At 49.1% G+C, this 24,790-nt stretch carries 28 protein-coding genes; 1 reads left to right on the forward strand and 27 read right to left on the reverse strand.

All coding sequences use genetic code 11. From position 1 onward, the window contains the following. The 12 genes from DFR62_RS00480 to DFR62_RS00535 all read right to left on the reverse strand — a co-directional run bounded on the left by DFR62_RS00480 (window position 1) and on the right by DFR62_RS00535 (window position 11,055). Window positions 1-1,191 carry a pyridoxal phosphate-dependent aminotransferase gene (locus tag DFR62_RS00480; protein WP_121299423.1) on the reverse strand — a complete coding sequence of 397 codons (1,191 nt, stop codon included), beginning with the start codon at window positions 1,189-1,191 and terminating at the stop codon, window positions 1-3. 14 nt (window positions 1,192-1,205) lie between these two features. Further along, window positions 1,206-1,679, reverse strand: coding sequence for a cell wall elongation regulator TseB-like domain-containing protein (locus DFR62_RS00485; protein ID WP_121297562.1), 474 nt, complete (start codon window positions 1,677-1,679; stop codon window positions 1,206-1,208). Between the two features lie 8 nt (window positions 1,680-1,687). After that, the gene (locus DFR62_RS00490) at window positions 1,688-1,858 is read right to left on the reverse strand and encodes a YpmA family protein (protein ID WP_068869277.1); all 171 of its coding nucleotides are present in this window, start codon (window positions 1,856-1,858) and stop codon (window positions 1,688-1,690) included. 43 nt (window positions 1,859-1,901) lie between these two features. Next, a complete protein-coding gene (dinG, locus tag DFR62_RS00495) occupies window positions 1,902-4,664 on the reverse strand; it encodes an ATP-dependent DNA helicase DinG (RefSeq protein WP_175578487.1) in 2,763 nt (920 codons plus the stop codon). A gap of 140 nt (window positions 4,665-4,804) precedes the next feature. Next, window positions 4,805-5,188, reverse strand: coding sequence for an aspartate 1-decarboxylase (gene panD / locus DFR62_RS00500; protein WP_058380581.1), 384 nt, complete (start codon window positions 5,186-5,188; stop codon window positions 4,805-4,807). Between the two features lie 3 nt (window positions 5,189-5,191). Continuing rightward, complete coding sequence (panC, locus tag DFR62_RS00505; protein WP_121297564.1) at window positions 5,192-6,028, reverse strand: pantoate--beta-alanine ligase; 837 nt, start codon at window positions 6,026-6,028, stop codon at window positions 5,192-5,194. Between the two features lie 220 nt (window positions 6,029-6,248). Further along, the gene (locus tag DFR62_RS00510; RefSeq protein ID WP_121297565.1) at window positions 6,249-7,229 is read right to left on the reverse strand and encodes a biotin--[acetyl-CoA-carboxylase] ligase; all 981 of its coding nucleotides are present in this window, start codon (window positions 7,227-7,229) and stop codon (window positions 6,249-6,251) included. After that, complete coding sequence (locus DFR62_RS00515) at window positions 7,207-8,340, reverse strand: CCA tRNA nucleotidyltransferase (protein WP_121297566.1); 1,134 nt, start codon at window positions 8,338-8,340, stop codon at window positions 7,207-7,209. The genes DFR62_RS00510 and DFR62_RS00515 overlap by 23 nt, the downstream gene beginning before the upstream one ends. Continuing rightward, window positions 8,337-9,479, reverse strand: coding sequence for an N-acetyl-alpha-D-glucosaminyl L-malate synthase BshA (gene bshA / locus DFR62_RS00520; RefSeq protein WP_241663032.1), 1,143 nt, complete (start codon window positions 9,477-9,479; stop codon window positions 8,337-8,339). The genes DFR62_RS00515 and bshA overlap by 4 nt, the downstream gene beginning before the upstream one ends. Before the next feature lie 11 nt (window positions 9,480-9,490). Next, a complete protein-coding gene (mgsA, locus tag DFR62_RS00525) occupies window positions 9,491-9,895 on the reverse strand; it encodes a methylglyoxal synthase (protein WP_058380577.1) in 405 nt (134 codons plus the stop codon). 18 nt (window positions 9,896-9,913) lie between these two features. Beyond that, window positions 9,914-10,714: a 4-hydroxy-tetrahydrodipicolinate reductase gene (dapB, locus tag DFR62_RS00530; protein ID WP_121297567.1), complete on the reverse strand. Its 801-nt coding sequence runs from the start codon at window positions 10,712-10,714 to the stop codon at window positions 9,914-9,916. After that, the gene (locus DFR62_RS00535; RefSeq protein WP_121297568.1) at window positions 10,714-11,055 is read right to left on the reverse strand and encodes a nucleotide pyrophosphohydrolase; all 342 of its coding nucleotides are present in this window, start codon (window positions 11,053-11,055) and stop codon (window positions 10,714-10,716) included. Before DFR62_RS00535 ends, dapB begins: the two co-directional genes overlap by 1 nt. A 102-nt stretch (window positions 11,056-11,157) precedes the next feature. Between DFR62_RS00535 and DFR62_RS00540 the strand changes: the two genes are divergently transcribed. Further along, window positions 11,158-12,021 (forward strand): YitT family protein, encoded by an 864-nt coding sequence (locus DFR62_RS00540; RefSeq protein WP_121297569.1) that lies wholly within the window; start codon window positions 11,158-11,160, stop codon window positions 12,019-12,021. A 65-nt stretch (window positions 12,022-12,086) separates the two neighbouring features. On the opposite strand, the gene DFR62_RS00545 is transcribed toward DFR62_RS00540, so the two are convergent. The 15 genes from DFR62_RS00545 to hepT form a co-directional block, all read right to left on the reverse strand. Next, window positions 12,087-12,770 carry a zinc metallopeptidase gene (locus DFR62_RS00545; RefSeq protein ID WP_121297570.1) on the reverse strand — a complete coding sequence of 228 codons (684 nt, stop codon included), beginning with the start codon at window positions 12,768-12,770 and terminating at the stop codon, window positions 12,087-12,089. A gap of 63 nt (window positions 12,771-12,833) precedes the next feature. Continuing rightward, a complete protein-coding gene (gene lhaT, locus DFR62_RS00550) occupies window positions 12,834-13,442 on the reverse strand; it encodes a lipoprotein heptaprenylglyceryl N-acetyltransferase LhaT (protein WP_121297571.1) in 609 nt (202 codons plus the stop codon). Window positions 13,443-13,500: 58 nt separating this feature from the next. Beyond that, window positions 13,501-14,283 (reverse strand): menaquinol-cytochrome c reductase cytochrome b/c subunit, encoded by a 783-nt coding sequence (locus tag DFR62_RS00555; protein ID WP_121297572.1) that lies wholly within the window; start codon window positions 14,281-14,283, stop codon window positions 13,501-13,503. Window positions 14,284-14,319: 36 nt separating this feature from the next. Then, a complete protein-coding gene (gene qcrB / locus DFR62_RS00560) occupies window positions 14,320-14,994 on the reverse strand; it encodes a menaquinol-cytochrome c reductase cytochrome b subunit (RefSeq protein WP_058380570.1) in 675 nt (224 codons plus the stop codon). Between the two features lie 21 nt (window positions 14,995-15,015). Continuing rightward, complete coding sequence (locus DFR62_RS00565; protein WP_121297573.1) at window positions 15,016-15,519, reverse strand: QcrA and Rieske domain-containing protein; 504 nt, start codon at window positions 15,517-15,519, stop codon at window positions 15,016-15,018. Window positions 15,520-15,659: 140 nt separating this feature from the next. Then, the gene (locus DFR62_RS00570; RefSeq protein ID WP_121297574.1) at window positions 15,660-16,112 is read right to left on the reverse strand and encodes a YpiF family protein; all 453 of its coding nucleotides are present in this window, start codon (window positions 16,110-16,112) and stop codon (window positions 15,660-15,662) included. 4 nt (window positions 16,113-16,116) lie between these two features. Next, window positions 16,117-16,680: a ReoY family proteolytic degradation factor gene (locus tag DFR62_RS00575; RefSeq protein ID WP_121297575.1), complete on the reverse strand. Its 564-nt coding sequence runs from the start codon at window positions 16,678-16,680 to the stop codon at window positions 16,117-16,119. Between the two features lie 14 nt (window positions 16,681-16,694). Further along, window positions 16,695-17,948, reverse strand: a complete 1,254-nt coding sequence (locus DFR62_RS00580; RefSeq protein ID WP_121299427.1) for a tetratricopeptide repeat protein — start codon at window positions 17,946-17,948, stop codon at window positions 16,695-16,697. Window positions 17,949-18,032: 84 nt separating this feature from the next. Then, window positions 18,033-19,316 (reverse strand): 3-phosphoshikimate 1-carboxyvinyltransferase, encoded by a 1,284-nt coding sequence (gene aroA / locus DFR62_RS00585; protein ID WP_121297576.1) that lies wholly within the window; start codon window positions 19,314-19,316, stop codon window positions 18,033-18,035. Between the two features lie 14 nt (window positions 19,317-19,330). After that, window positions 19,331-20,419, reverse strand: a complete 1,089-nt coding sequence (locus tag DFR62_RS00590) for a prephenate dehydrogenase (protein WP_121297577.1) — start codon at window positions 20,417-20,419, stop codon at window positions 19,331-19,333. Continuing rightward, complete coding sequence (gene aroH / locus DFR62_RS00595; RefSeq protein ID WP_068869297.1) at window positions 20,416-20,799, reverse strand: chorismate mutase; 384 nt, start codon at window positions 20,797-20,799, stop codon at window positions 20,416-20,418. The genes DFR62_RS00590 and aroH overlap by 4 nt, the downstream gene beginning before the upstream one ends. Further along, window positions 20,799-21,872: a 3-dehydroquinate synthase gene (aroB, locus tag DFR62_RS00600; protein ID WP_121297578.1), complete on the reverse strand. Its 1,074-nt coding sequence runs from the start codon at window positions 21,870-21,872 to the stop codon at window positions 20,799-20,801. Before aroB ends, aroH begins: the two co-directional genes overlap by 1 nt. Before the next feature lie 3 nt (window positions 21,873-21,875). After that, a complete protein-coding gene (gene aroC / locus DFR62_RS00605) occupies window positions 21,876-23,048 on the reverse strand; it encodes a chorismate synthase (RefSeq protein ID WP_121297579.1) in 1,173 nt (390 codons plus the stop codon). Between the two features lie 234 nt (window positions 23,049-23,282). Further along, the gene (gene ndk / locus DFR62_RS00610; RefSeq protein WP_058380561.1) at window positions 23,283-23,729 is read right to left on the reverse strand and encodes a nucleoside-diphosphate kinase; all 447 of its coding nucleotides are present in this window, start codon (window positions 23,727-23,729) and stop codon (window positions 23,283-23,285) included. Between the two features lie 86 nt (window positions 23,730-23,815). Further along, window positions 23,816-24,790: a heptaprenyl diphosphate synthase component II gene (gene hepT, locus DFR62_RS00615; RefSeq protein ID WP_121297580.1), complete on the reverse strand. Its 975-nt coding sequence runs from the start codon at window positions 24,788-24,790 to the stop codon at window positions 23,816-23,818.

The raw sequence follows: 24,790 nt of genomic DNA on the forward strand, positions 1-24,790 counted from the left end.
TTATTCTTGCCAATGCTTATGAACAAATTGGCTGATGCGTTCGACTGCTTGTTCCAATAGCTCGAGTGATGTGGCATAGGACAAACGGATCGTCGAATGCGCGCCAAATCCAGATCCCGGAATCACTGCCACGTTTGCTTCTTCGAGCAATGCTTTCGCAAAATCATCCACTGAAGAAAAGCCGGTTTTCGCTGCAGCTTCTGAAACGTCCGGCAATAAATAGAATGCCCCTTGAGGACGCAAAACGGTGAACCCTGGAATTTCTTCCAGTTTCGGGAAAATAGCTTCCAGACGGCTTTCAAATGCCTGGCGCATTTCTTCCACGGCATCTTGCGGGCCATTATACGCTTCGATGGCCGCGTATTGGGATGTGGTCGTCGGGTTTGAAGTCGAATGGCTCGCAAGATCGGTCATTGCTTTGATCAATTCCTTATCACCGGCTGCATAGCCGATGCGCCATCCGGTCATCGAATGCGATTTCGACACGCCATTGATGATGACCGTGCGGTTTTTAGCATCTTCTGACAGCTCTGCTACGGAAATATGGGTGGCATCACCGTAAATCAATTTCTCGTAGATTTCATCGGAAACGATGAGAATATCCGCTTCGCGGCATACTTCAGCGAGTGCTTCAAGCTCTTCTTTCGAGTACAGCATGCCTGTTGGATTGCTTGGCGAGTTGATGATGACGGCTTTTGTGCGGTCTGTAATCGCTTCGCGCAATTGTTGGGGAGTGATTTTATATGATTGACCGGCTGTCGCTTCTATGTAAACCGGTACCCCTCCAGCCAATTTCACTTGTTCCGGATAGCTAACCCAGTAAGGGATCGGGATAATGACTTCATCGCCTTCGTTCAACAATACTTGGAATAGCGTATAAAGTACATGTTTTGCCCCGACGCCGACCAGGATTTCATTTTTTTCGTAGCTTAGACCCTGGTCGCGCTGCAATTTGTCCTGGATCGCTTGTTTTAGCGCCGGCAACCCGCCCGCAGGCGTATACTTCGTCTTGCCTTCTTCCATGGAGCGCTCGGCTGCATCGAGAATGTTTTGAGGCGTATTATAATCCGGTTCTCCTGCCCCAAGCCCGATGACGTCAACGCCTTGCGCTTTTAGTTCATTCGCTTTTGCCGTAATCGCCAATGTCGTGGATGGCGTTAAGGTCTGTACGCGGTTTGCTAATTTCAACAAATTGATCAACCCTTTCACAAATTCAATATGCGTTTCCACCAAGTGCCGTCTTCCGCCAAGAGATAGACGTAGTTCAAGCGCCCAGCTTCATTCAAAAAGGCGATTTCCCATACAGCCCCGGCCTCTTCCATGCCAAGCTTTGTATGGAGGATTTCCTCGACTTCCATATCTTCTTGAACGATTTCGCGCGCTTGTTGAGCGGTCAGTTGGTCTTCAAGCATCAATGCTTCCATGTCCCCTTCTTCAGGGACGAAGGCGGCTTTTATCTGTCCTTCCCCGTCCGTTCCAAGAACCGTCACGGATTGGGTCGAGCTGGAATAGACGTATGCCCGCTCCACTTCATCGAGCAGCCCTTCCGCCTCCACTTTTTCTACGGCTGCTTGTTCCGCTTCTGAGAACGGTTTATTGCCGAGGAATAAAATGACCAGCACAATAGCTACAGCCAAAAAAGACAGAAAAACGATGATGAATTTCATCCATTCTTTCATATAATCACCTAGGTTTTATAAATTGTGAAAACCGCTTTTGACTGATCGTCTTTATCGAGCGCCAGTCCAAACATCAAATCACGGTCTTTCAATGTCCGGTTCAATGCATCGACCACTTTGTACAGGTCGGATTGATACTCGACTTGCACAGTATTTAATACTTCGATCTTGGATTCCATTGTTCGGCACTTCCTTTCGATTGAAGGAACCGTTCTTCCCTCTTTATCCTTGCTTATTATACCAATGTTCAATATCGGTTACCATCTTTTCCAAAGACACTTTGGCGACCGGCACGTCCGGCAAGGCATGAAGGAATTCCTCGCCGTATGATTTCGTTTCAATGCGGCGGTCCAGCACGATAAACAAGCCCTTGTCCTTTTTCGAGCGGATCAGCCGCCCGAACCCTTGGCGCAAACGCAGCACAGCTTCTGGCAAGGCATAATGCATAAATGGATTAATGCCTTCTTTCGAGATGATCCGTGATTTCGCTTTAAAAACAGGCTCTTCGGGCGAGGTGAAAGGCAACCTTACGACGACAACAGCTCGCAGCGCATCACCAGGCACATCGACGCCTTCCCAAAAACTATTCGTCCCGAACAACACCGATTTCTGGAATCGCTGGAACGATTTCAATAATTTCATGCGGCTGCCTGAAGACATGCCTTGCGCAAACAGCATATAATCATCGAGCAGCTGGGAATCCTGGATCAAATCGACCGTTTTCCTCAGCATGTCCTGTGACGTGAACAACACAAAACAGCGCCCTTCGGTGACAAGCACCGTCTGGGTGACCGCGTCCGCCACGGATTCGATGTATTCCTGCTGGGACACTTGCTGGATATCCGGCATGTCTTCAACGATATAGACTTTTGCGCCGCTGTAAAATTGATCGGCAGGTTCAAATTTTTCGATCGGCACCTGATTCGGTATACCGAGCTGGTTGACGATAAAGCGTTCGTTTGACGGAACGCTCATCGTGCCCGACAGCCAAATGACCGCTTTTTCGCCTCTCGCCTGGCCGATGACTTTATCGACAAGCGACGCGACTTCATAGGGGCGTTTGTACAGCGACAAGCTCGTTGGCATACTGCGCAAGTCGCCTTCAATCCAGGAAACTTCATCTTCTTTCGGGAACAGGAAAATCTCACTGAACTCCACCGATTTCAGCATCAGCTCTTCAGTCCAATAACGGAAATCTGCGAGCACGAGCCGTTCATTCATCGTCAGTTCCGTGAAGCGTTCTGCTTTTTGCAGGATGGTCTGGGCGATGTCGATCCAACTATTCAAGAATCTCAGGAAATCCATGAAACTTTCCCGTTCGAAATCCAATTCATCCAATAAAGATGCACATTTCCGCGTGCGGCTATTATGGAATTTGTTCTGGAAAGCCTGCGCAAGATAGAGCGTCACTTCATCGAATAAACTGGTGTACTTCAAATACAAAGATTCCATTTGCAATAGCTCGGGCACTCTGGCAAAGCCGTGCGATTCAGCGACGCGGTAAAATTTTGAAAACAGCTGATTTTCATCAAAGCTCCCCAACTGGCCGAATACATAGCGCCATTGCGTGTAGACGAAAGTTTTCTCTTTATGGGCAACTGCCGCCTGCACGACTTGATGCGCTTCATCCCATATATAGGCCTCAACGTTCTTCAATATTGCGCGCTTTTGGTTATGTGGATTCAATAGGAATGCGTGGTTGGTCACAATGACATCGGCATGTTCGGCTTCTGTCAGTGCGTGTTCGTAGAAATCGACGGTTTTTTCAAGCTTCGTCAATTTCCTCAAATGTGAACGGCGCACTTTGTCGACCAGCAACTGGCCGCCGCTTGACACGTTCAATTCATTTAAGTCGCCCGTCTTGGTCGAAGTCAGCCAGACCATGATCTGCATGATCGTGAACGTTTCATCATAAGACTCATCTTCCCCGTGAAGCAACTCGAAAAAGCGTCCCAAATCGATATAATGCGACAACCCTTTAATGAGCGCGACGTGGATGTTTGCGCCGAGAAACTCTTCTGCGAGCTTGACTTCCTTGGAGACGAGCTGGTCCTGCAGGTGGGTCGTATACGTACTGATGACCACTTGCTTGCCGGATTCCTTAGCATAGGCCGCTGCTGGTAATAGGTAGCCCAGTGTCTTGCCCATGCCGGTCGATGCTTCAATTACCAGTTCACTTCGCTCATGGATGGCCCGTTCCACCGCTTGCATCATCGCGACTTGGCTCGGCCGCTGTTCGTATTCCGGCTTAACCGTTTCCAATCCATTTCGCCAAGCCGACTGCTGCGGCGAATCATTGAAGACTTGCGCGCGCTCCGCTTTCGGGACAATCGGAATGCCGCGGAAACGGCCATATCGATCGGCTTGGCCGTTGCGTTTTTGCTGCGTAATTTCAAATAGCAGCCGCGACAGGTCCGATTTCAATTGGAAAGACCGTTTATGCAAAAGGACAAGCGTATCATAAGGAAGTTCAGCCAACTCCTGTTTTGCACGTAAAAACAATTCAGCTGTCGCCAAGGCATCATCATCAGCGCGATGCGCATTGTTCAAGCGAATGCCTTGTTCTGCCGCAATGTCCTGCAATTTATAACTGAAGGCAGTCGGATAAACCAGGCGCGAAAGCTCCACAGTATCCATGGCCAGCCCCTGCCATTTCGGCATGCCGGCACGGCTCAGTTCCGCTTGCAAAAACGGTAAATCAAAATGGATATTATGGGCAATGAAAATAGCGCCTTCCAATTGCCTGTAGATTTCCTCGGCGTACGCTTCAAAAGGCTCTGCACCTTCCACGTCGCGCTCCGTTATATTGGTCAGATCCTGTATGAACGCCGGAATTTTCCGTTGCGGATTAATAAATTTCGTATATGTATCAACGATTTCTCCTTGTTCGATTGCCACCATCGCCAGTTGGATGATCCGGTCACCTTTTGCAGGGGAATGGCCCGTTGTTTCGATATCGACAACGACATATTTTTGGGAATTCATGATAACCCCTCTTTCTCAGGTGATTCTCTCAGGAAAAATTGTAACATATTCGCCAGCTGTTCGCCGGCGGGAACACGCCAAAAAAAGAAACACTCCAAAAGGGGGAGCTTTCCCCTTTTGGAGTGTTCAAGTATCGATCCCTACATGACCGTCGCTTCCGGTTCGTAATGGATGATTTCTTTGATGGAATTGTCTGCGTCCATAATCGCCACAGTCGGTTTATGGCTGCGCGCATCTTTATCCATGACATAGCCGTACGATAAGATGATGACGATGTCCCCGCGCTGCACGAGACGCGCTGCTGCACCATTGACACAGATAACGCCGCTGCCGCGTTCTCCGGCGATGATATACGTTTCGAAACGGGCGCCATTATTATTATTGACGATATGGACTTTCTCATTCGGCAACATGCCGACTGCATCTAATAGATCCTGGTCAATCGTGATGCTGCCGACATAATTCAAATCGGCTTCAGTTACCGTCGCACGGTGGATTTTGGAATTGAGCATCATTCTAAGCATAGGTCAGTTCTCCTTTAAATTGAAAATGATATTGTCGATAAGCCGGGCTTTTTGGAATTGGACAGCGAGCGCGAGGATCGCTTGCCCGTTCGGCGCTTCGGTCAAGTCCGGATAAGACAGCAGCTCGATGTAATCGATTTTGCCGGAAGTTTCCGACTGGATAAAACGGGTCATCTCCGGAATCGGATTTTCTCCATCGCGAGCGGCTGTCACTCCCCGTTGCAAGGCTTGATAAAGTTTCGGTGCTTCCACGCGTTCTGTTTCGCTCAGATAGACATTACGCGAGCTTTTGGCAAGCCCGTCCTGTTCACGGACTGTTGCGATGCGGCGGATTTCAAGCGGGAAATCGAACTCCCGCACAAGCGACTCAATGATCGCCAGCTGCTGTGCATCTTTCTGGCCGAAATAGGCTAAGTCGGGTTGAACAAGATGGAATAATTTCGTCACTACTTTCAACACGCCATCGAAATGTCCCGGGCGGCTTTTTCCGCATAAGACATCCGCAAGCGTTCCAGCTCCCATCGTGATTTGCGATTTACGCGGGTACATCTCTTCTACAGACGGAGCAAAGATCACGTCGACGCCTGCTTTTTCAGCGAGCATGCTGTCGCGGTCAAAATTGCGTGGATAGCGGTCAAAATCTTCATTCGGGCCGAATTGCGCCGGGTTGACGAAAATGCTAATGGCCACCACATCGTTTTCCGATTTTGCGGATTCAACAAGTGCCAGATGCCCTTCGTGCAAAAAGCCCATCGTCGGCACCAATCCAATCGACTGACCGCTTTCTTTTGTGCTCAGGACCCAGTTTCTTAAGTCCTTCACCGTGTTTACGACTTTCATGTTTTCCTCTCCTTTTTAGGAGAAAACCATATAAAAAGCCTTCTGTCAGAAGACAGAAGGACAGAAAATTCAAATTCGGTTTCCTCCGTCCCTGTCACGTAATGATCAAGGCAGAATCATATTCATTTATTGTTTGTTGTTGCGTGCCACGGTGCAGTTCGCATCGGATACTGCCCGTTATTTTCACTATAGCAGAATTTCTGAAAAATGCCTATATCCTTTACTTTAGCTCGATATCTGCGGAATAAATGCCATGAAGCTTGCCGTCTGCCGTACGGAGCTGCAAGACGCCGTCTTCTGTAATGCCTTCCGCTATGCCTTCTAAGGTTTCACGCGACATGCGGGCGCGAACCGCTTTGCCGATTGTCGCAGAATGCCCTTCCCATAATATTTTTAACGGTGCGAATCCTTTTTCAATATAGAGCTCTGTATAGATTTCAAGAAAGTGCAGGATTTCCTGCACTAATTCCCTACGGTTTACCAGTTCGCCGGACTCAAGACGCAAGGAAGTGGCGATGTCCTGAACGCCAGCATCAAAATCTTCCCGTTCTTGATTGACGTTGACGCCAATGCCGATGATCAAAGCTTGGATACCATCAGCGTCCGATTGCAGCTCTGTTAGAATACCAGTGGCTTTTTTTGTGCCAAACAGGATATCATTCGGCCATTTGATCGATGCTTGTAAACCCGTCACCGATTGAATCGCCCGGACAATTGCTACCGCAGCAACCAATGTGAATTGGGGCGCTTTATGGGGCGGGACGTCGGGACGCAAGATGATGCTCATCCAGATTCCTTGCCCCTTCGCCGAATCCCATTTTCTCATCAAGCGGCCTCTGCCTTCTGTCTGAAGCTCCGCAATGACCACCGTTCCATCCGGCGCGCCTTCTTGTGCCAGTTGGTGCGCAACGATTTGAGTCGATGCACATTGTTCCATATACTCGATGCGCTTGCCGATTTTTTTCGTCTTGAGATCGGCCTGGACAAGAAAAGCTTCCAGGCTGTCTGGGCTTTTTTGGATACGGTAGCCTTTTTTGCGCACCGATTCGATTTCATAGCCCATTTCCTCAAGTTCTTTCATATGCTTCCAAATCGCCGTTCTGGAAACTCCGAACTCGTCTGCCAATTGCTGGCCGGACACCGGTTCCGTCCCTGCTTCTAATAGCCGTGTCGCCAATTTATGTGTGACGGTGATATTCATCTATGAACCAGTCCTTTATCTGTTCTTTATCATTGGCCAAGCGGCGTTCGACCACTGCTTTTTCAATATGCAAGGTCCATTCTTTCAGCCATGGCCCCGCCTTTTTTCCAGTCCATTCCATCAAATCACGCCCATTGGCCGCAAGTTCTGATTTCGATTGGATTGGCAACGCCTGTTGCCGCTCTTTCACCGCTTGCGTTTTATGCGATGTGGCCTGTGCAATCGTCAATTGGCGTTCGGTGAAGCTATAATAAACCCAGTTGTCCCAAAGTGGCAGCCGGCTCGCTTCAAGTGCATGTTGAAGGTCTTTTTTGTCCTGGTTGGAGAAACGGTATTCACGTATTGCACTGAAAGGCTCGCCATTTTGATGCAATAGGTAAAACCAGCCCGACAATGGATCTTTGCTGGCTGTATATCCAGACCAATCCAGCTCGAATAATCCGCCTGAGGGCAAAAAACGGTTCAGCTGTGTTTCGATCAAATACCCCATGCTGATGCGCGGAGCTGGAGAAACCATGACTTTGTCCAATTCCGCCTTGATGCGCTCCATGGCGACGGACTGTATCTTCCCTGCGTGTTCGATGATGGCTCGTTTGGTCACGGGCTCGATATGGAAATTCAACTGCCCAGAAAAGCGGATTGCCCGCAGCATGCGCAAAGCATCTTCTGCGAAACGCTCTTGTGGAACACCGACTGCACGGATGATGCCTGCACTTAGATCTTCTTTGCCGCCAAAAGGATCGATGATTTCCATTTGTTCAGTCATCGCCATTGAATTGATGGTGAAATCACGGCGTTTTAGATCTTCTTGCAACGAATTGACGAATTCCACTTTATCCGGCCTCCGATTATCCGAATAGCCGCTTTCTGTTCGAAATGTGGTGACTTCGGTTCCTTGGCCTTCGATGAGGATCATAACCGTCCCATGCTCGATTCCTGTATCGATCGACCGTTCGAATAGGGCTTTCACTTGTTCGGGTGACGCAGATGTCGCTACATCGATATCATGAGGCACGGATCCGCGCAAATAATCCCGCACCGCGCCGCCAACCATATAGGCTTCAAATCCCGCATCTTTTAAACGCGCGATAATCTGCTTGGCCCGTTTCATTGCTTATCGGCCTTTTTCAGCAAGCGCGCGTATAGCGTTTCGTATTCGGCGAGGATTTTCTCTGAGCTGAAGCGTTTGGTCGCGGTTTCCAAAGCCGTCACCGACAATTTTTCATGGAGCATATCGTCGGTCAATATGCGGATTGCCGCGTCAGCCGCAGCATCAATATCGCCCAGTTCCACCAAAAAGCCGTTTTCGCCCGGTTCGATGATTTCCGGAATGCCTCCGATTTGCGTACCGATTGCCGGCACGCCGCAAGCCATTGCCTCAAGCAACACAAGGCCAAACGCCTCTTTTTCCGACATCAGCAATTTCACATCGCTCATGCTGTAAAGCTCGGATAGATTGTCTCGCTTGCCGAGGAACAAGACCTCCTGTTCAATATGGAGGTCTTTCACTTGCTGGTGGATGCGGCTCATTTCAGGGCCGTCGCCGACCAGCAATAATTTGGCGCCGACCGTCTTTTGCACTTTTGCAAAAGTGGAGACGACATCTTCCACGCGCTTCACTTTGCGGAAATTCGACACATGGATCAATACTTTTTCATGCGCTTCAATGCCTAGCTCTTCCTTCAACTTGGCTGAATCGTGCAGATGATATTCCCGTTCGTCGACAAAATTATGAACGGTTTCAATCTCTTTGTCCGGTGCGATCATCTCGTAGGTCTGCTGTTTCAATGAATCCGACACTGCCGTCACGATATCGGATTTCTCGATGCCGTAACGGATTGCATCTTTCAATGAGCTGTCTGTACCGAGGACTGTAATATCGGTGCCGTGCAAAGTCGTGACGATGCCGATGTCGGACCCTGCCATATCGCGTCCCAATATCGCACAAACGGCATGAGGGATTGCGTAATGCACATGCAGAAGGTCAAGTTCTTCGTTTTTGATCACTTCCGCAATCTTCGTTGCCAGCGCGATGTCATACGGTGCATATTGAAACACTGAATAGCTGTTGACATCCACTTGGTGGCTGAATATATTCGCATACAGCCGGTTTAGCCGGAACGGCGTACTCGAGGTGATGAAATGGATTTCATGGCCTTTTTCAGCCAGCATTTTTCCCAGTTCCGTCGCCACTACGCCAGATCCGCCGACTGTCGGGTAACATGTAATTCCGATTTTCATTTTTCGCAAATTTTCTCCTCCTATTTCCGGCGGTCGCTGAGGAGCCGCCAATCGACCAAGCCATTTTCCAAACCTTTCAGGAGGACTTCGGCTGTTCCCATATTGGTCGCAAGCGGGATTTGGTATACATCACAAAGGCGGATTAAAGCCGTAACATCCGGCTCGTGCGGCTGGGCTGTCAGCGGGTCGCGGAAAAAGATGATCATATCCATTTCATTCTGTGCTATCATCGCCCCGATCTGCTGGTCTCCCCCAAGCGGCCCGGATTGAAAACGATGGACCGATAAGCCTGTTCCTTCAACCAAACGGGAGCCGGTCGTTCCTGTTGCGTACAATTGATGCTTTGCCAAGATAGGCTTATAAGCTAGTGCAAATTGTATCAAATCATCTTTTTTCCGATCGTGCGCAACCAATGCGATATTCATCCAATCGCCTCCATTATTTTAGCCTATGATATGTTCCAGGCCGTAAATTAATTCCTTGCGTTCTACCACTTCGCGAATCGACAAACTGACGCCAGACATGAACGAACCGCGGTTGAACGAATCGTGGCGCAATGTCAAAAGCTGTCCTTCGCCGCCCAGCAGCACTTGCTGATGCGCCACTAACCCCGGCAGGCGGACGCTATGGATGCGCATACCTTCGTAGTCTGCGCCGCGAGCGCCTTGCAAAGTTTCCTTTTCATCCAGATGGCCTTGCTGATGTACTGGCCGCGTTTCACTCATCATATGCGCCGTCTTCATTGCGGTACCTGACGGGGCATCCAGTTTTTGGTCATGATGCATTTCGATGATTTCCACATCCGGCAAATATTTTGCCGCCTGTTCTGCAAATTTCATCATCAAGACTGCCCCCACCGCAAAATTAGGCGCGATGATGCAGCCAAGCTCTGAGGTTTTGGCAAGTTCTTTCAATTCTTCCAATTCCTCAGTGGAAAATCCTGTTGTCCCGACGACCGGGCGGATACCGAGCTGCAGCGCTTGTTTGGTATGCGCATAGACATGCTTGGGCGTCGTCAAATCGACGAGGACATCCGGTGCATGCTGGCCATGAAGCTTTTCTAAGTCGGTAAAAACCGGCACTTGAAAACTTTCAGGAAACAAGCCCGTCTCCGCCAATGTTGCGCCGATGTCTTTATAATCCAGTGCTGCCACGAGTTCCATATCGGCATTTTCCATTACAGTATGTACAGCTTCTTTGCCCATTTTCCCGCGGGCTCCGGCAATCGCTACTTTTATCGTCATCATTGTTCTTCCTTTCTCGTCCAGCGGTCTTTATCACGGGTCCGGAATTTTTCCATGACCCCGTCGTGGGCTTCCTGCAAATCGATTTCCATGGAGTTGGCCATGCAGATCAAGACGAAGAGCACATCGCCCATTTCCTCTTCGATCAGCTTTTCGGCTTCTGACTCTTTTTTCTTTTTCGGCCCGTATACATGATTGACTTCGCGTGCCAATTCCCCGAGTTCTTCGGTCATTCGCGCAAGCATCTCCATCGGCGCAAAATACCCTTCTTTAAACTGCCCGATGTGGCGGTCCACTTCTTCCTGTAATTGCCTCATGCTTTTATCTGCGTTCACTGTCATCACACTCCCATTCAATCGTAAAGAAAACGGGGGGTGTTGTCAAAAACGGCAGCATGGCAGATAATACAGAAGTTAATGACAAAAAAGGGAGGCTGCTTTTTTATGAAAGATCTTCAGTTGAAAAATATCTTTTTCATCCTTCTCGGCTCAGCTATCTATAGTTTCGGCTTTGTTCATTTTAATATCCAAAATGAGCTCGGTGAAGGCGGCTTCGCAGGGATCACGCTGATCCTGTATTTCCTTTGGAACTGGGATCCTGCATTGATGAACCTGTTATTGAACATTCCTTTATTCTTTATCGGCTGGAAATTGCTCGGGCGCAAGGTTTTTCTTTATACGATCATCGGCACGGTCGCCGTTTCCGTCTTCTTGAAAATCTTCCTTGTCTACGAAGTCCAAATTCCTTTGCGCGACGACTTATTCCTTGCCGCTTTGTTTGCGGGCGTCTTTGTCGGGATGGGGCTTGGCATCATTTTCCGCTACGGGGGAACGACGGGCGGCGTTGATATCATTGCCAGGCTCGTTCAGAAATACATCGGTTGGAGCATGGGCAAGACAATGTTTCTATTCGATGCATTGGTCATTATGCTGTCGTGGTTGACCTTCCTCGACTACCGCTCCATGATGTATACGCTCGTCGCAGTATTCGTCGGTGCCCGTGTCATCGACTTCGTCCAAGAAGGGGCTTACTCTGGACGCGGCGCATTGATCATCTCTAATTCCCAAGAGGAAATTGCGAGCCGCATCGCCATTGAAATGGATCGCGGCATCACCATTCTCCGGGGCTATGGCCATTTCACCAAAGAAGAGCGCGAAGTCCTGTATTGCGTCGTTGCCCGCAATGAGCTCGTGCGGCTGAAAAACATCGTCAATTCCGTCGATCCCCACGCATTCGTCTCATTGATCGAAGTGCATGACGTCATGGGTGAAGGGTTTACGCTCGATGAACAGAAACAGCCTCTTTGATGCAAGTATGTCAAATAAAAAAACGGGCGGGAAAAGCAAATGCTTTTCCCGCCCGTTTCGTTTTATTATGAACGATCCATGCTTGTGTAGATCAAGATTAAACGAGCAAGTTCGATCACCGCAACTGCAGTAGCTGCTACATAAGTCATCGCTGCTGCGTTCAATACTTTTTTCGCGTGTCTCTCTTCATCGTTGCGGATGATGTTATGCGACAACAGCTGGTCCATCGCGCGGTTCGAAGCGTTGAATTCGACCGGCAAAGTGACCAATTGGAACAACACACCGACTGCTAGAAGCGCGATACCGATCAACATGGCTCCGCTAATGTTTGCGAATATACCAATCATGATGAACACCCACGACATATTGGAAGAAATATTGACCATCGGCACAAGGCGGTGGCGGAAGCGCAGGAATGAATAATCCGTTGCATCCTGGATCGCGTGCCCTACTTCGTGCGCTGCGACAGCAGTACCAGCAACCGATGGCTCATGGTAGTTATGGCTGCTGAGCGCAACTGTTTTGGTCATCGGGTTGTAGTGGTCGCTAAGCATCCCGCGGCTTTCAACGACTTTGACATTACTCAAGCCATTTTGGTCAAGAATAATGCGAGCCACTTCGGCCCCTGTATGACCGGAAGTCGACCGGACTTTAGAATATTTCTTATACGTGCTTTTCAATTTCATTTGAGCCCAAATCGGCACAATTAACAAGACGATAAAATAAATTATATAGCCGCTCAATCCCATTTTATTGATCAACCTCTCTTTGTGTTTCTATATGTCTATTTTACTTGTTTTTCTGACTTTCGGTCAACTGATACGCCGCGGCTCCAGGTGGCGGTTCTGTGACGCTGTGAACCAGGCGAACGCGATGCAGGCAATTGACAGCCAGAACGTGAAATAACCGATTTGTGCGCTAAATTCGCTCAAGCTCGAGTAAATCGGCATCTGCCCAAACACATAATCGATGACATCGTTATGCAAAGTCCAGATCGCGGTGAGTGCCACCGATAAATAGCCGAAGCGGTAATGTTCGAAATAAAGCACTGCTTGCAGCGCCATGGCAAAGTGAGAAGCGACGAGCATCCAGCCCAGCCAGCCGATCGATCCGGTGTGCACGAGCGTCAACAAATTCATGACGACCGCCCATAGGCCATATTTGATCAAAGTGACAAAAGCGAGCGCTTCGATAAGCGGACTGTGCTTGCCGATGATCCATAGTCCGAGAACAATCGTGAAAAACAAGCTCGCGGTCGGGCTATCCGGCACGAAGATGAGAAATATCGGTTCCGTAATGCGCAATTGCCAACCATACCATATGTATCCGTAAATGGTCCCGCCCAAATTGACGAAAAACAGCAATATCAAAAACGGGCGGAACATTAGCCAAGCCGAAATTTTTGCTGTGAATTCCACCATCCAATCTCCCTTTCCTGTGCAAAAAAAAGAGCCGGTTTCCCGGCTCTTTTACATTGCATTATTCAGCTTCAAGTCCAGCAATAAACTCAGTCATGACTTGAAGATCTTCTTCTGAACCATCCCAAGATGGCGGCATGGATTGAACTCCGCCAGCTTCGATACCATTCACGGCAATTTCAGCGATTTCTTCTGCTGACAGGCCAGTTCCGATCAAGCTCGGTCCGACTGCCCCTTCCAAGTTGTCGCCGTGGCAACTAATACAAGCCGCTGCTGAATAGATCTCATATCCAGGGTCCGCTGTATCAATTTCCACTTCTTCCGTGATTTCCCCTTGCCGAGCCGCTGCTTCCCAGTCGTGGTTAGCTACGGATTCCCAAGTGAGGAATACGATGGATGCGATTGCCAAAAGCATGAAGCCTGTCGGCAATGGGCGTTTCGATGGACGGCGTTCCGGCCCGCGATCGAGGAACGGTGCAAGCATCAAAGCACCGAACGCAAGGCCCGGAATGATGATTGCGCCGACAACGTTAAACGGTCCGGACGCGAATTCATATTTCAATAATTGGTATAAGAACAAGAAATACCAGTCTGGCAGTGGAATATATGCCGTGTCTGTCGGGTCAGCCTGGCCTTCTAGAGGCGAAGGGTGGGCGACAGTCAAGAGCAAATACCCAATTAAGAAGACAGAACCAATCATCCATTCTTTTAGAAGGAAGTTCGGCCAAAAGGCTTCTGTTTTGCCAGGATATTCGGAGTAATCTTTCGGGATATTCGGTTTCCGAAACTCTTTGCTCGGAACACGTGAATCCCCTACAAATTTCATCCCTTTTCCGCGGTGCATAGTGTCCCCTCCTTAAAATCCTTGGTCAAGGATGAATTACAATGGCCCTGAAATACCTTGTCTTCTGATCATGATAAAGTGTGCTGCAAGCAACCCAAGCAAAGCAGCAGGCAAGAAGAAGACATGGATCGCGAAGAAGCGAGTCAAAGTTTGTGCGCCGAGAATCGTTGAATCCCCTGCAAGCAAAATTTTGATCGTTTCGCCGATCACTGGTACAGAAGCTGCAATTTCAATCCCAACTTTTGTTGCGAACAATGCTTTCATATCCCATGGAAGCAAGTAACCTGTGAAAGATAGGCCGAGGATTACGCCAAATAGCATAACGCCGACTACCCAGTTGAGCTCACGAGGTTTCTTATAAGATCCTGTGAAGAATACGCGTAGCGTATGAAGGAAAATCATAACGACTACTAAAGAAGCTCCCCAGTGGTGCATCCCGCGCACGATTTCCCCAAAAGCGACTTCATTCTGGAGATAATAAACCGACTGCCAAGCATTCTCAATATCCGGCACGTAATACATCGTAAGGAACATGCCAGATAGGATTTGGATGACTGTAATGAAAAATGTCAGTCCTCCGAAACAATAGACAAATGCTGAAAAGTGGTGTGCGGGGTTAACGTGTTCCGGTACTTCATGGTCTGCAATATCACGCCAGATCGGCGTGATGTCCAATCGCTCATCTACCCAATCATATAACTTGTTTAGCACTGGTGTCGTACCCCCTAACTATTAAACTAAAGTGTTTTCTCTTACTGCTCCGATGGCTACAAAACCATCTTGTTCTTGAACTTGATACTCATCAAGAGGTCCGAGCGGCGGTGTACCTGCGATGTTCTGGCCATTTTTCTCATAGCGTCCAGCGTGGCAAGGGCAGAAGAACTGTGTTGGGTTTTCTGGATCCCCACCCCAGTTGACTGTGCATCCCAAGTGTTTGCAGACAGGTGAAAGTGCGATTAGTTTATCGCCTTCTTTGTAAACCCATGCAGAATTCGTGACTTCAGATGTATACCATGCGTCCACTTGTTCAAATGTAAAGTCGACACGTACAGGCTCTTCTGTGATATCGGCAACAGCTTGGTCAGTCAAAACATAATCTCCGGCGTCATGTTGCTGCAATACTGGATCGACTGCAAAACGCACCATCGGCATTAACATTCCAGCTGCCATGAAACCACCTACACCAGTCAGTGTGTAACCTAAAAATTGGCGTCGTGATACACGATTATTACTCATTCTTTTCCCCCCTCTAACATTCAAGGTCAGTCCAATGGACATACTCATTCAAATATAATTACTAGGACAACCTAATGATATATCAATCAAAACTTAAGGTCAATATCGCATTCAGTCTAATGGAACAGTTTGTGAACATTTCATGAATGATGTGTCCATTCTTTGGTAAACAGCGGCAGCACTTGGCGCAGCTGGTCTTCCATGACCGATTTTTTGAAGGATTGGTCCATATCCCCCGTTGGAATGGCCGGCAGCCAGAGAACATTGTCAAGTTCTTCGACGGAACGCCATTTCGGATCAGTCGTCAGGTAAAAAATGTGCTTGAATCCCGTTTCCGACAGCTCTTTTTTCAATTGTTCGCCCAGCTCTGTTCGGTCTGCCGCCCGGACATAAGAAATAGGCGGAAGCAAAAGAATCCGCCCTTTGAATTGTTTTTCCAGTATAACAGTTAGAGATTGCAAATATTCGGACGCACCCGCACTCGCCTTCATGCCCGAAGCAGTCAAGTCCAATTCGATCAGCGGCACGACCGCCGTATCGACATAATCTTTTTGGCTTACGTATAAATCGATATCTTTGCTGTTGAAATGCATGTATTCAGTCACTCTCCATTTTTTTGGCCGATTTCACTACAGACAGCAAGGCAGACAGTTCAAAGAACCGCTCTTTATCTCCTGCATCCAGTGCTTCGTCAATTTTTTTGAGGATCGTTTCTTCCTGGTAAGACGACAAACTCTCATTTAATACCTTTTCTGCTATCAAGCGGTCCTGTTCGCTGACCGATGCCCCTTTTGGCATATGTGGATTCTCTTCCAACACCGCCAAGTAAAGCGGCGCAGGCGGAATGCTTGGGAAATTCAATTGCACATACAAAGGTTCATCGGGATGGAGCCTGAGATCGTGGAAAGACTTTTCAGCATCAGCGGTCATCAGCTTGCCTTTATAGAATTGGAACGGGATTTGTTTAGATTCAGTCGTCGACATGACCATGGCACGGGGACAATAATGCGCTTCTTCCACAAAATGCGTTTTCTCCAGCAATTCATCATTGCTCAACAAGTAGTTGAGGATCCAAATGCATTCACGCCTTTTCATCTTATAAGACCCGAGGAACCAGCGGACAAATTGTTTTTTCTCCCCTACAGAAACAGATGCAGTCATATCGTCTCCCCCTTTCATTCAAACGATTGCAGCCAATCGAACCACTGCGGGTTTTCCGGCTCCAGCGCTTGAAGCTGTTTGATTATTTCGAGAGCGCGGTCGCGTTTCCCTTCCTCTATCAAAAATAAGGCGTAGGATTCGAGGAATTCGGGATCGTCGGAAAATGCCGGATAGGCTTTATCGTAATATTCCAAAGCTTTTCCGAACTGTTCTGTCCGGTCGTACGCTTTAGCAATCATCGGATACAATGCATGCCAGTCATTGCCGCTTTCCACAGCCATCGACGCAAGCTCAAGCAATTCTTTGTCCCGCTCTTCTGTATGGAAATAAGAGATTAATGCATAAAGGGCTTCCATGTATTCGGGGTCGAGTGCGATCGCCTGGCGGAGCATTTCGACGCCTTCTTCCCCTTTGCCAAGCTTCAACGCAAGTTTTCCTGCAAACAAATACAATTCCTTGTCGAACTCATCACGTGCGAGCCCTTCTTTGATGGCATCGTAAGCACGTTTGTAATCTTCCATCATGTTGAAGCACTGCGCTTTCAATAAATAAGCAGAGAAGTAATCGGGGTCGGCACCTAGAAGTTCATCGAGCCGCTTGACCGACAATTCATATTGTTTCGCCTGGAAAGCGGCAAATGCAGCGCCGAATAATACGTCAGGCTGGGCTTCGTCTTCCAAAGCGCGCTCATAATAAGGTAAAGCTTCCTCGTAAGCCGCACCTGCGCTATAGACTTCAGCCAAGCGTTCGTTCAGGTTAACGCCATCGATTTTGACATTGCGGCTTTCCAGTTCTTGATAGATGCGTGCAGACTCAAGGTAGCGCCCCGAGTCAAGCAAAAGTTCCGCTTTTGCCTGCTGCAGCAGCGGTTCGTCGGGCATCAGGCCGATCGCTTCGTCCAGCCGCAGTTCCGCTGCCTCAAGAAGCCCCTGCAGCTGAAACAGGTCCGCTAGCGTGACCAGTGCCTGAGGGTATAATTCATCGTCTTTTGGGATCGCCATCAACTCATTGAGCGCCTCGTCTTCACGGTCGGCATCAATCAGCAGTTTAGAACGGTCGACACGCAATTGCGCCTCTTCCGGAAACATATACTGAAGATGCTCCACTACGCGGAGCGCTTCTTCGATAAAACCGATTTCCTGCAACCATTCCATAACTGCATATTGTTCATCGGGATCGCCTTTCAGCAAATATTGTTCGAGCATTGTATCGAGCGCAGCCGTATCTCCGGCTTGCACCGCTTCTTGGATCTTTTGTAAAGTTGCCATTTGCATCACCTATTCCTTGCCGTTATATAGTTATCGTACACGAAACCATCATGCTAGCATAATAAAAACTCCCCCGAAGGAGAGTTATTGTGTCAGCTTATCCAGATGTTCAAAAAAGTTCGGGTAAGAGATCGAAATACAGCCCGGATCGTCAATCGTTACTGGGCCATCTGCGATAAGCGCAGCGACTGCGGCCATCATGCCGAGACGGTGATCGCCATAGCTATTCATCGCTGCGCCAGTCAATGGAGTCGGCCCTTGTATGACCATTCCGTCTTCTGTCGCTTCGATATCGGCCCCGAGTTTTTTCAGCTCGGTGACGACCGCCTGTATGCGGTCGGTTTCTTTGACGCGCAATTCTTCCGCATCGCGGATGACCGTTTTGCCGTGAGCTTGCGTCGCCACAAGCGCAATCAATGGAATTTCATCGATCAACCTCGGAATGACATCGCCCCCGATGTCCGTGCCCCTCAAAGAAGTGCTGCGGACCGTCAAATCTGCAGCGTGTTCCCCTTCGGATGTATGGCCGCTTGCTTGTATGTCCGCACCCATAGCTTTAAACACATCAAGCAAGCCTGTACGCGTCGGGTTGACGCCGACGTTTTCTAATTGGATTTCACTGCCTTGAGCAATGAGTGCCGCCCCGATCATAAAAGCAGCGGAGGAGATATCGCCTGGCACCTGGACATGCGCAGCACGCAATTCCTGTCCGCCGCTCAATGAAATGACATCGCCATCGCGGGAGATGTCCGCTCCGAAATGCTTCAGCATAATCTCTGTATGGTCCCGTGACGGAACCGGTTCATGGACAGTCGTGGTACCTCGCGCCGATAATCCCGCAAGCAGCACCGCTGACTTCACCTGTGCGCTTGCAACAGGCATCGTATAGTCGATTGCCTGAAGAGCTGTCCCTTGAACGGCAATCGGCGTAAAATGGCCATTGGCGCGCCCGCGGATATCCGCTCCCATCAAACGCAACGGTTCAACGATGCGCTTCATCGGGCGGCGTGCGATGGATTCGTCCCCTGCCATGACCGAATGGAAATCAGTGCCCGCGAGCAAACCGAGCATCAAGCGCGTCGTCGTGCCTGAATTTCCGGTATCCAATACGACATCCGGCTCTTTCCAGGCTTTCCGGCCGCCGCTTGTCACTGTCACGTGTTCGCCGTCTATTTGGATATCGATTCCGAGCGAACGAAAACAGCTGATGGTGCTTAAGCAGTCGTCTCCCATCAGGAAACCTTCGATGGTCGTCGTTCCCTGTGCCAGTGCGCCGAACATGATGGCCCGGTGTGAGATAGACTTATCCCCGGGCACTTGAACGCTACCCGTTAGCGCAGGTTTTGCGTAACTGATCGTTTTGGACATGAATTTCATTCCTTTCAGGAGATATACGTATCATAAGCGGTCCGTTCGGAAAAGACGCGTTGCGCACTTTCCCGGTCTTCCGCAGTCTGGAAACTAAGGACAAGAATCCCGAAGACATCTTCACGAGTCTCCAAAATCCTCAAATTGACGATGCTGATGCCGGCTTCCGCCAGATAGCCCGTCATTTCCGAGATGATCCCCGGCACGTCGGGGATATCGATATACAAATCAAATACGGAATACATGGCACCGTGCCCTGCAACCGGCAGTTCATCACGCGTTTCCTTCGCTTTCGCGAAAAAGCGGTGAATCGGTTCGGGCTCGTTCTTCTGCAAGATCTCGCGCAAATGCGCCATCTGGTCCATCCAGTGGTCCAGCTGTTCGACAATCATCTCATTGTTTTGCGTCGTGATGTCACGCCACATATCCGGGTTCGCCGAAGCGATTCGCGTCGTATCGCGGAAACCGCCCGCTGCGAGCTGCCGCGCGAACGGGAATTGCTCTTCACGGTCCAGTTGATGGACCAGAGCAGCTGCGATCAAATGGGGGAAATGGCTGACAATCGCCGTCATATGATCGTGTTCTTTCGCTTCGAGCACTTTGATCTTCGCTTTGGTGACCGACAATAGCCCAACTAGTTTCTCAACGTTTTCCTCAGCCGTCTCTTTGCCGGGCGTCAAGATATAGAAGGCATTTTCAAAGAGCACTTCTTTGGCGGCTTCGACACCGCTTTTATGGGAACCGGCCATCGGGTGGCCGCCGATAAAGGTATACTCCAACTTTTCTGCAGCTTCCATAATTTGGACTTTCGTGCTGCCAGTGTCTGTCAAAATGACATTTTCTTTTAAATCCCAGTATTTACTTCGTTCCATTAATTTGACAGTTGCCCCGACGGGCGTAGCAAAAACGATGACATCAGCCGCAGCCGCTGCCTGCTCAAGAGAAGGCGGCGAGCTTTGGATGATGCCCATTTTGAAAGCTTTTCTGGCAGTCAATGCGTCCGCATCATAGCCCGATACATGAACATCTTCATTGCGCTGCAATGCTTTTGCCAAGGACCCGCCAATCAATCCGAGGCCGATAATGAGGACTTCAGTTTTCACGCTTGGCTCACCTGGCTTTTCTGGGATAGATCAGGACGCAATTTCACAGCATCATTCATGTAGATGTGCTGGATTTTATCCTGTGCAAGTTTCGTATTGACGTGCATCATCACGCGAATGCATAGCGGCATGCTGCCAGGCACATCCATTTCATGAGTACACATGACCGGCACATACGTCCAGCCTTCGATAGTGCGTACGGCCTTTGCAGGAAAAGCTGCAGAAATATCCGTCGTCGTCGATACGATGACCGAAGCCACTTCATCCGGTTCAATGCCGTTTTCTTTGGCCATTTCCAAGACCAGGCGACGCGTTTGCTCCAAAATTTCGGGCGCTTCATCTTTTGTGATAGTGATGGCGCCTCTGACTCCTCGAATCATCAGATCATCTCCTTGATCGTTTTTCTCAGCTTGTCGTAAGCCGCTTGTGCTCGTTGTTCTGGAACCGTTTCAATATATGGCCGGCCTACTGCGCCAAGCAATACGAAGTTCAGTGCAGCAGCGGTCGATTTTTTGTCTTTTTTCATATAAGGCAATAGTTCATCGAATGGCATATTAACCAATAGCTCGAGCGGATAACGGTTCACTTTCGCCCAATTCAAGAGACGCGGCAACTCGGGGCTTTCGGACAATTCAAGTGCATAGGCCATGCCAAGCACGACCGCTTCTCCATGGGTCAGTTTACCATAACCCAAATGTGCTTCGATGGCATGGGCCAGCGTATGGCCGAAATTGAGGAACTTGCGGACACCGCCTTCAAACTCATCTTCTTCAACAATTGCCGATTTGACGGCGATCCCTTTTTCCAGATGCCCTTCGAGTTCCTGTCCGGACATCGTGCTGAAATCTTGGTACCCCATCAGTTCATCCAGCCAGCCTTCATTCGAAATGAATGCATGCTTGATTACTTCAGCCATCCCTGAACGAATTTCATTTTCAGGCAAGGTCTGGAGAAAGTCGCCGTCGTAAATGACCGCACGCGGCTGATAGAAGGTACCGATCATGTTCTTGCCGAGCGGATGGTTGATGGCGGTTTTGCCACCCACAGCGCTATCATGGGCCAAGATCGTTGTCGGCACTTGGATAAAAGGAACTCCGCGCATGAAAGTCGATGCGACAAAGCCAGCCAGATCCCCGACTGCGCCTCCCCCAAATGCGAGAATGACCGTATTTCGCGAGCAATTCTCCGAAAGCAAAAAGCTATGGCAATCCATAAAACTTTCGGCTGATTTCGCTCCTTCACCTGCTGGGACGCGGAAAACTTTCGGCTGAAAATCCTCCAGCGCCTCGAGCAGCTGCGGCAAATGCAGTTCAGCCACTTGGCTATCTGCGATTACGACGACTTGGTCAGCTGCAGCGAGCAAATCACGATAGTGCTTTGCCAGCAGCTTGACCGCTCCTTGTCCGATATGCACCGTATATGGATGTTCAGTCTCGACCCGCAACTCCCTCATGGATTAAAACTCCTTTGTATAGGCTTTATAGCTTTCGATGTTCTTTTTCAGCCGCGGCAATTGGTCCGCGTCGAATTGTTCAAGCAATGCATTTGCCGCTTCAAAAGCAACGACGTGTTCTGCCACGATCGACGCTGCCGGAACCGCACAGCTGTCTGAGCGTTCGATGCTTGCCTGGAACGGCTCTTTTGTTTCGATGTCCACGCTCTTCAAAGGTTTATAGAGCGTTGGGATTGGCTTCATGACGCCGCGGACGATGATCGGCATGCCCGTCGTCATCCCGCCTTCAAAGCCACCAAGGTTGTTCGTGCTGCGGGCATATCCCGCTTCTTCATCCCAAATGATTTCATCATGGACTTCACTGCCTGGGCGGCGCGCCATTTCGAATCCAAGGCCGAACTCTACGCCCTTGAATGCGTTGATGCTCATGACGGAAGCTGCGATTTTCGCATCCAGTTTGCGGTCATAATGCACATAACTGCCAATTCCGGCTGGCATGCCTTCCACGATGACTTCTACAGTACCGCCGATCGAGTCGCCGTTTTTCTTCGTGGCATCGATCAAATCGGTCATTTCCTTTGTTTTTGATGAGTCTGCGCAATAAACGGCATCCTGTTCGACAATGTCGCGGATTTCATCTGCGGATTTTCCGATATAGCTTGCCGGGTCGACTTTAATGCCGCCGATTTCTGTCACGTGTGACACGATTTTGACGCCGAGTTCTGAGAGGAGCTGCTTGGCCACTGCGCCAACTGCTACGCGCACGGTCGTCTCACGTGCAGAAGAACGTTCCAATACGTTCCGGAGGTCACGGTGGCCATATTTCATGCCACCGTTCAAATCAGCATGCCCAGGGCGCGGGCGCGTCAATTGACGTTTCACTTCATCGGTTTCTTCGATCGGTTCGATGCCCATTACATTTGTCCAGTGCTTCCAATCGTCGTTCTTGACGACAAGTGCGACAGGAGAACCTAAAGTCTTCCCGTGGCGGACGCCTGAAACGATTTCTACCGTATCTGTCTCGATTTGCATGCGGCGGCCACGGCCATGGCCTCCCTGGCGCCGTTTCAACTCTTTATTGATCATTTCCGCCGTCAAAGGCAATTGCGCTGGCAACCCTTCAATAATGGCGGTCAATTGTGGACCGTGAGATTCTCCTGCTGTTAAGTAACGCATGTACGCTTTCTCCCTTCAACGTGCTAAAGTATTTAAGTAACACTATACCATATGGCATTTGTTCAATTCTATCCTAAATATGAAGAAAACTAAACATTCGAATAGCAATAAACCCGCGCCACCAAAAGTAATCGCTTTCATTTTCCTGTTTATTTGTACACTTCTTGTTTCTCCAATAGCTCCTTAAAATAAAAAAATGCGGCCGATTGCGCGGCCGCATTTTCAATAGTTGGATTAGTTAACCCAGCTGTTCATTGTTTTTTCGTAAGATACCAATTCTTCTTCTTTGAAGAACAAGCCGATTTCGCGCTCAGCGCTTTCAGCTGAATCGGAACCGTGGATCATGTTTTTGCCGACAGTGACTGCGAAGTCGCCGCGGATCGTTCCTGGAGCTGCATCTTTCGGGTTAGTAGCTCCCATCATTTGACGCGCAGTCAAGATGACGTTTTCGCCTTCCCAAACCATTGCGAAGACTGGTCCGGAAGTGATGAAGTCTACAAGTTCGCCGAAGAATGGGCGCTCTTTGTGCTCACCGTAATGCTGTTCAGCAAGCTCAGTCGGGATTTGCATCAATTTAGCGCCTGCCAAATGATAGCCTTTTTTCTCAAAACGGGAAACGATTTCACCGATGACATTGCGTTGGACACCATCAGGTTTTACCATCAAAAATGTTTTTTCCATTATAGAACACTCCTCTGTTAAAAAGCTCGGGCACATTGCCCACCTTAAAAAATACTATCATTGTCCGATCATTTGTCAACTGGAAACTAAAACTTTCGCTTGCCGATGAAGAAGGCGATTTTGCGCATCGTTTTCATCGCGGGGCCTTTCGGCAAATAGTCCAGTTCTTTCAGCGCCTTTTCCAAATAACGCTCACTCATCCGCTTCGCTTCATCGACCGCACTGCTTGTGCGGATCGTGCGGACGATTTCCAGGCGTTTTTCATCGGAAATGTCCTGGTTCAAATTGTCACGGAGCATCTGATAGATCTGCGGATTCTGGCGCGCATATAAAATCGGCAAAGTAATATTGCCTTGAATAAAATCGCTGCCAGCCGGCTTGCCCAATTCCTGGTCGCTGGCTGTGAAATCGAGGATATCGTCGATAATCTGGAACGACATGCCGATGAAATAACCAAAACGGCGCAAATGCGCTGCAGTTTTCTCATCGGTTCCTGCCACCAAGGCCCCCAATTCACAGCTGGAAGAAATCAATAATGCGGTTTTGCGTTTGATGCGCCGCAAATAATCCCGCAAGCTTTGGTCAAGCCTATACTTGTCTTCGATCTGAATAATTTCGCCGCGGCACACTTCGATCAATGTCTTCGACAGAATATCATGGATTCTTGGCGATTCGATTTCCGTAATGCGTTCCAGCGCCCTGGCCAAAATGAAATCGCCTGTATACATCGCCACGCTATTATTCCATTCCGACTTAACGGTCGGGCGGCCTCTGCGAATCTCCGAATCATCTATGACATCATCGTGGACCAAAGATGCCATATGTATAAGTTCCAAAGGCACAGCGACCCGCTTCAGCAATTCGATATCATAATCCCCGAATTTTCCGGCAAGCAAAACAAAAACAGGGCGGATCCGTTTTCCTCCGGCCTGCAATAAATGAAGAGAAGCATCATTTAATAGAAGGGATTCGGAATCCACTGCCTGTTCCAGTTCTTTTTCGATTAGTTCTAGCTCCGGTTTCAGGTCGGAATAGAGCAATTTCAACTTCATCTTTTCCAC

The organism is Planococcus citreus, from assembly GCF_003664125.1.
GTDB lineage: Bacteria > Bacillota > Bacilli > Bacillales_A > Planococcaceae > Planococcus > Planococcus citreus.

Bases quoted from the DNA above. Each gene is read 5' to 3' on its own strand.
- DFR62_RS00485 (WP_121297562.1), bottom strand. From the start codon at position 1,679: ATGAAAGAATGGATGAAATTCATCATCGTTTTTCTGTCTTTTTTGGCT.
- DFR62_RS00490 (WP_068869277.1), bottom strand. From the start codon at position 1,858: ATGGAATCCAAGATCGAAGTATTAAATACTGTGCAAGTCGAGTATCAA.
- dinG (WP_175578487.1), bottom strand. From the start codon at position 4,664: ATGAATTCCCAAAAATATGTCGTTGTCGATATCGAAACAACGGGCCAT.
- panD (WP_058380581.1), bottom strand. From the start codon at position 5,188: ATGCTTAGAATGATGCTCAATTCCAAAATCCACCGTGCGACGGTAACT.
- panC (WP_121297564.1), bottom strand. From the start codon at position 6,028: ATGAAAGTCGTAAACACGGTGAAGGACTTAAGAAACTGGGTCCTGAGC.
- DFR62_RS00510 (WP_121297565.1), bottom strand. From the start codon at position 7,229: ATGAATATCACCGTCACACATAAATTGGCGACACGGCTATTAGAAGCA.
- DFR62_RS00515 (WP_121297566.1), bottom strand. From the start codon at position 8,340: ATGAAACGGGCCAAGCAGATTATCGCGCGTTTAAAAGATGCGGGATTT.
- mgsA (WP_058380577.1), bottom strand. From the start codon at position 9,895: ATGAATATCGCATTGGTTGCGCACGATCGGAAAAAAGATGATTTGATA.
- dapB (WP_121297567.1), bottom strand. From the start codon at position 10,714: ATGACGATAAAAGTAGCGATTGCCGGAGCCCGCGGGAAAATGGGCAAA.
- DFR62_RS00535 (WP_121297568.1), bottom strand. From the start codon at position 11,055: ATGACAGTGAACGCAGATAAAAGCATGAGGCAATTACAGGAAGAAGTG.
- DFR62_RS00540 (WP_121297569.1), top strand. From the start codon at position 11,158: ATGAAAGATCTTCAGTTGAAAAATATCTTTTTCATCCTTCTCGGCTCA.
- DFR62_RS00545 (WP_121297570.1), bottom strand. From the start codon at position 12,770: ATGGGATTGAGCGGCTATATAATTTATTTTATCGTCTTGTTAATTGTG.
- lhaT (WP_121297571.1), bottom strand. From the start codon at position 13,442: ATGGTGGAATTCACAGCAAAAATTTCGGCTTGGCTAATGTTCCGCCCG.
- DFR62_RS00555 (WP_121297572.1), bottom strand. From the start codon at position 14,283: ATGCACCGCGGAAAAGGGATGAAATTTGTAGGGGATTCACGTGTTCCG.
- DFR62_RS00565 (WP_121297573.1), bottom strand. From the start codon at position 15,519: ATGAGTAATAATCGTGTATCACGACGCCAATTTTTAGGTTACACACTG.
- DFR62_RS00570 (WP_121297574.1), bottom strand. From the start codon at position 16,112: ATGCATTTCAACAGCAAAGATATCGATTTATACGTAAGCCAAAAAGAT.
- DFR62_RS00575 (WP_121297575.1), bottom strand. From the start codon at position 16,680: ATGACTGCATCTGTTTCTGTAGGGGAGAAAAAACAATTTGTCCGCTGG.
- DFR62_RS00580 (WP_121299427.1), bottom strand. From the start codon at position 17,948: ATGGCAACTTTACAAAAGATCCAAGAAGCGGTGCAAGCCGGAGATACG.
- aroA (WP_121297576.1), bottom strand. From the start codon at position 19,316: ATGTCCAAAACGATCAGTTACGCAAAACCTGCGCTAACGGGTAGCGTT.
- aroH (WP_068869297.1), bottom strand. From the start codon at position 20,799: ATGATTCGAGGAGTCAGAGGCGCCATCACTATCACAAAAGATGAAGCG.
- aroB (WP_121297578.1), bottom strand. From the start codon at position 21,872: ATGAGGGAGTTGCGGGTCGAGACTGAACATCCATATACGGTGCATATC.
- aroC (WP_121297579.1), bottom strand. From the start codon at position 23,048: ATGCGTTACTTAACAGCAGGAGAATCTCACGGTCCACAATTGACCGCC.
- ndk (WP_058380561.1), bottom strand. From the start codon at position 23,729: ATGGAAAAAACATTTTTGATGGTAAAACCTGATGGTGTCCAACGCAAT.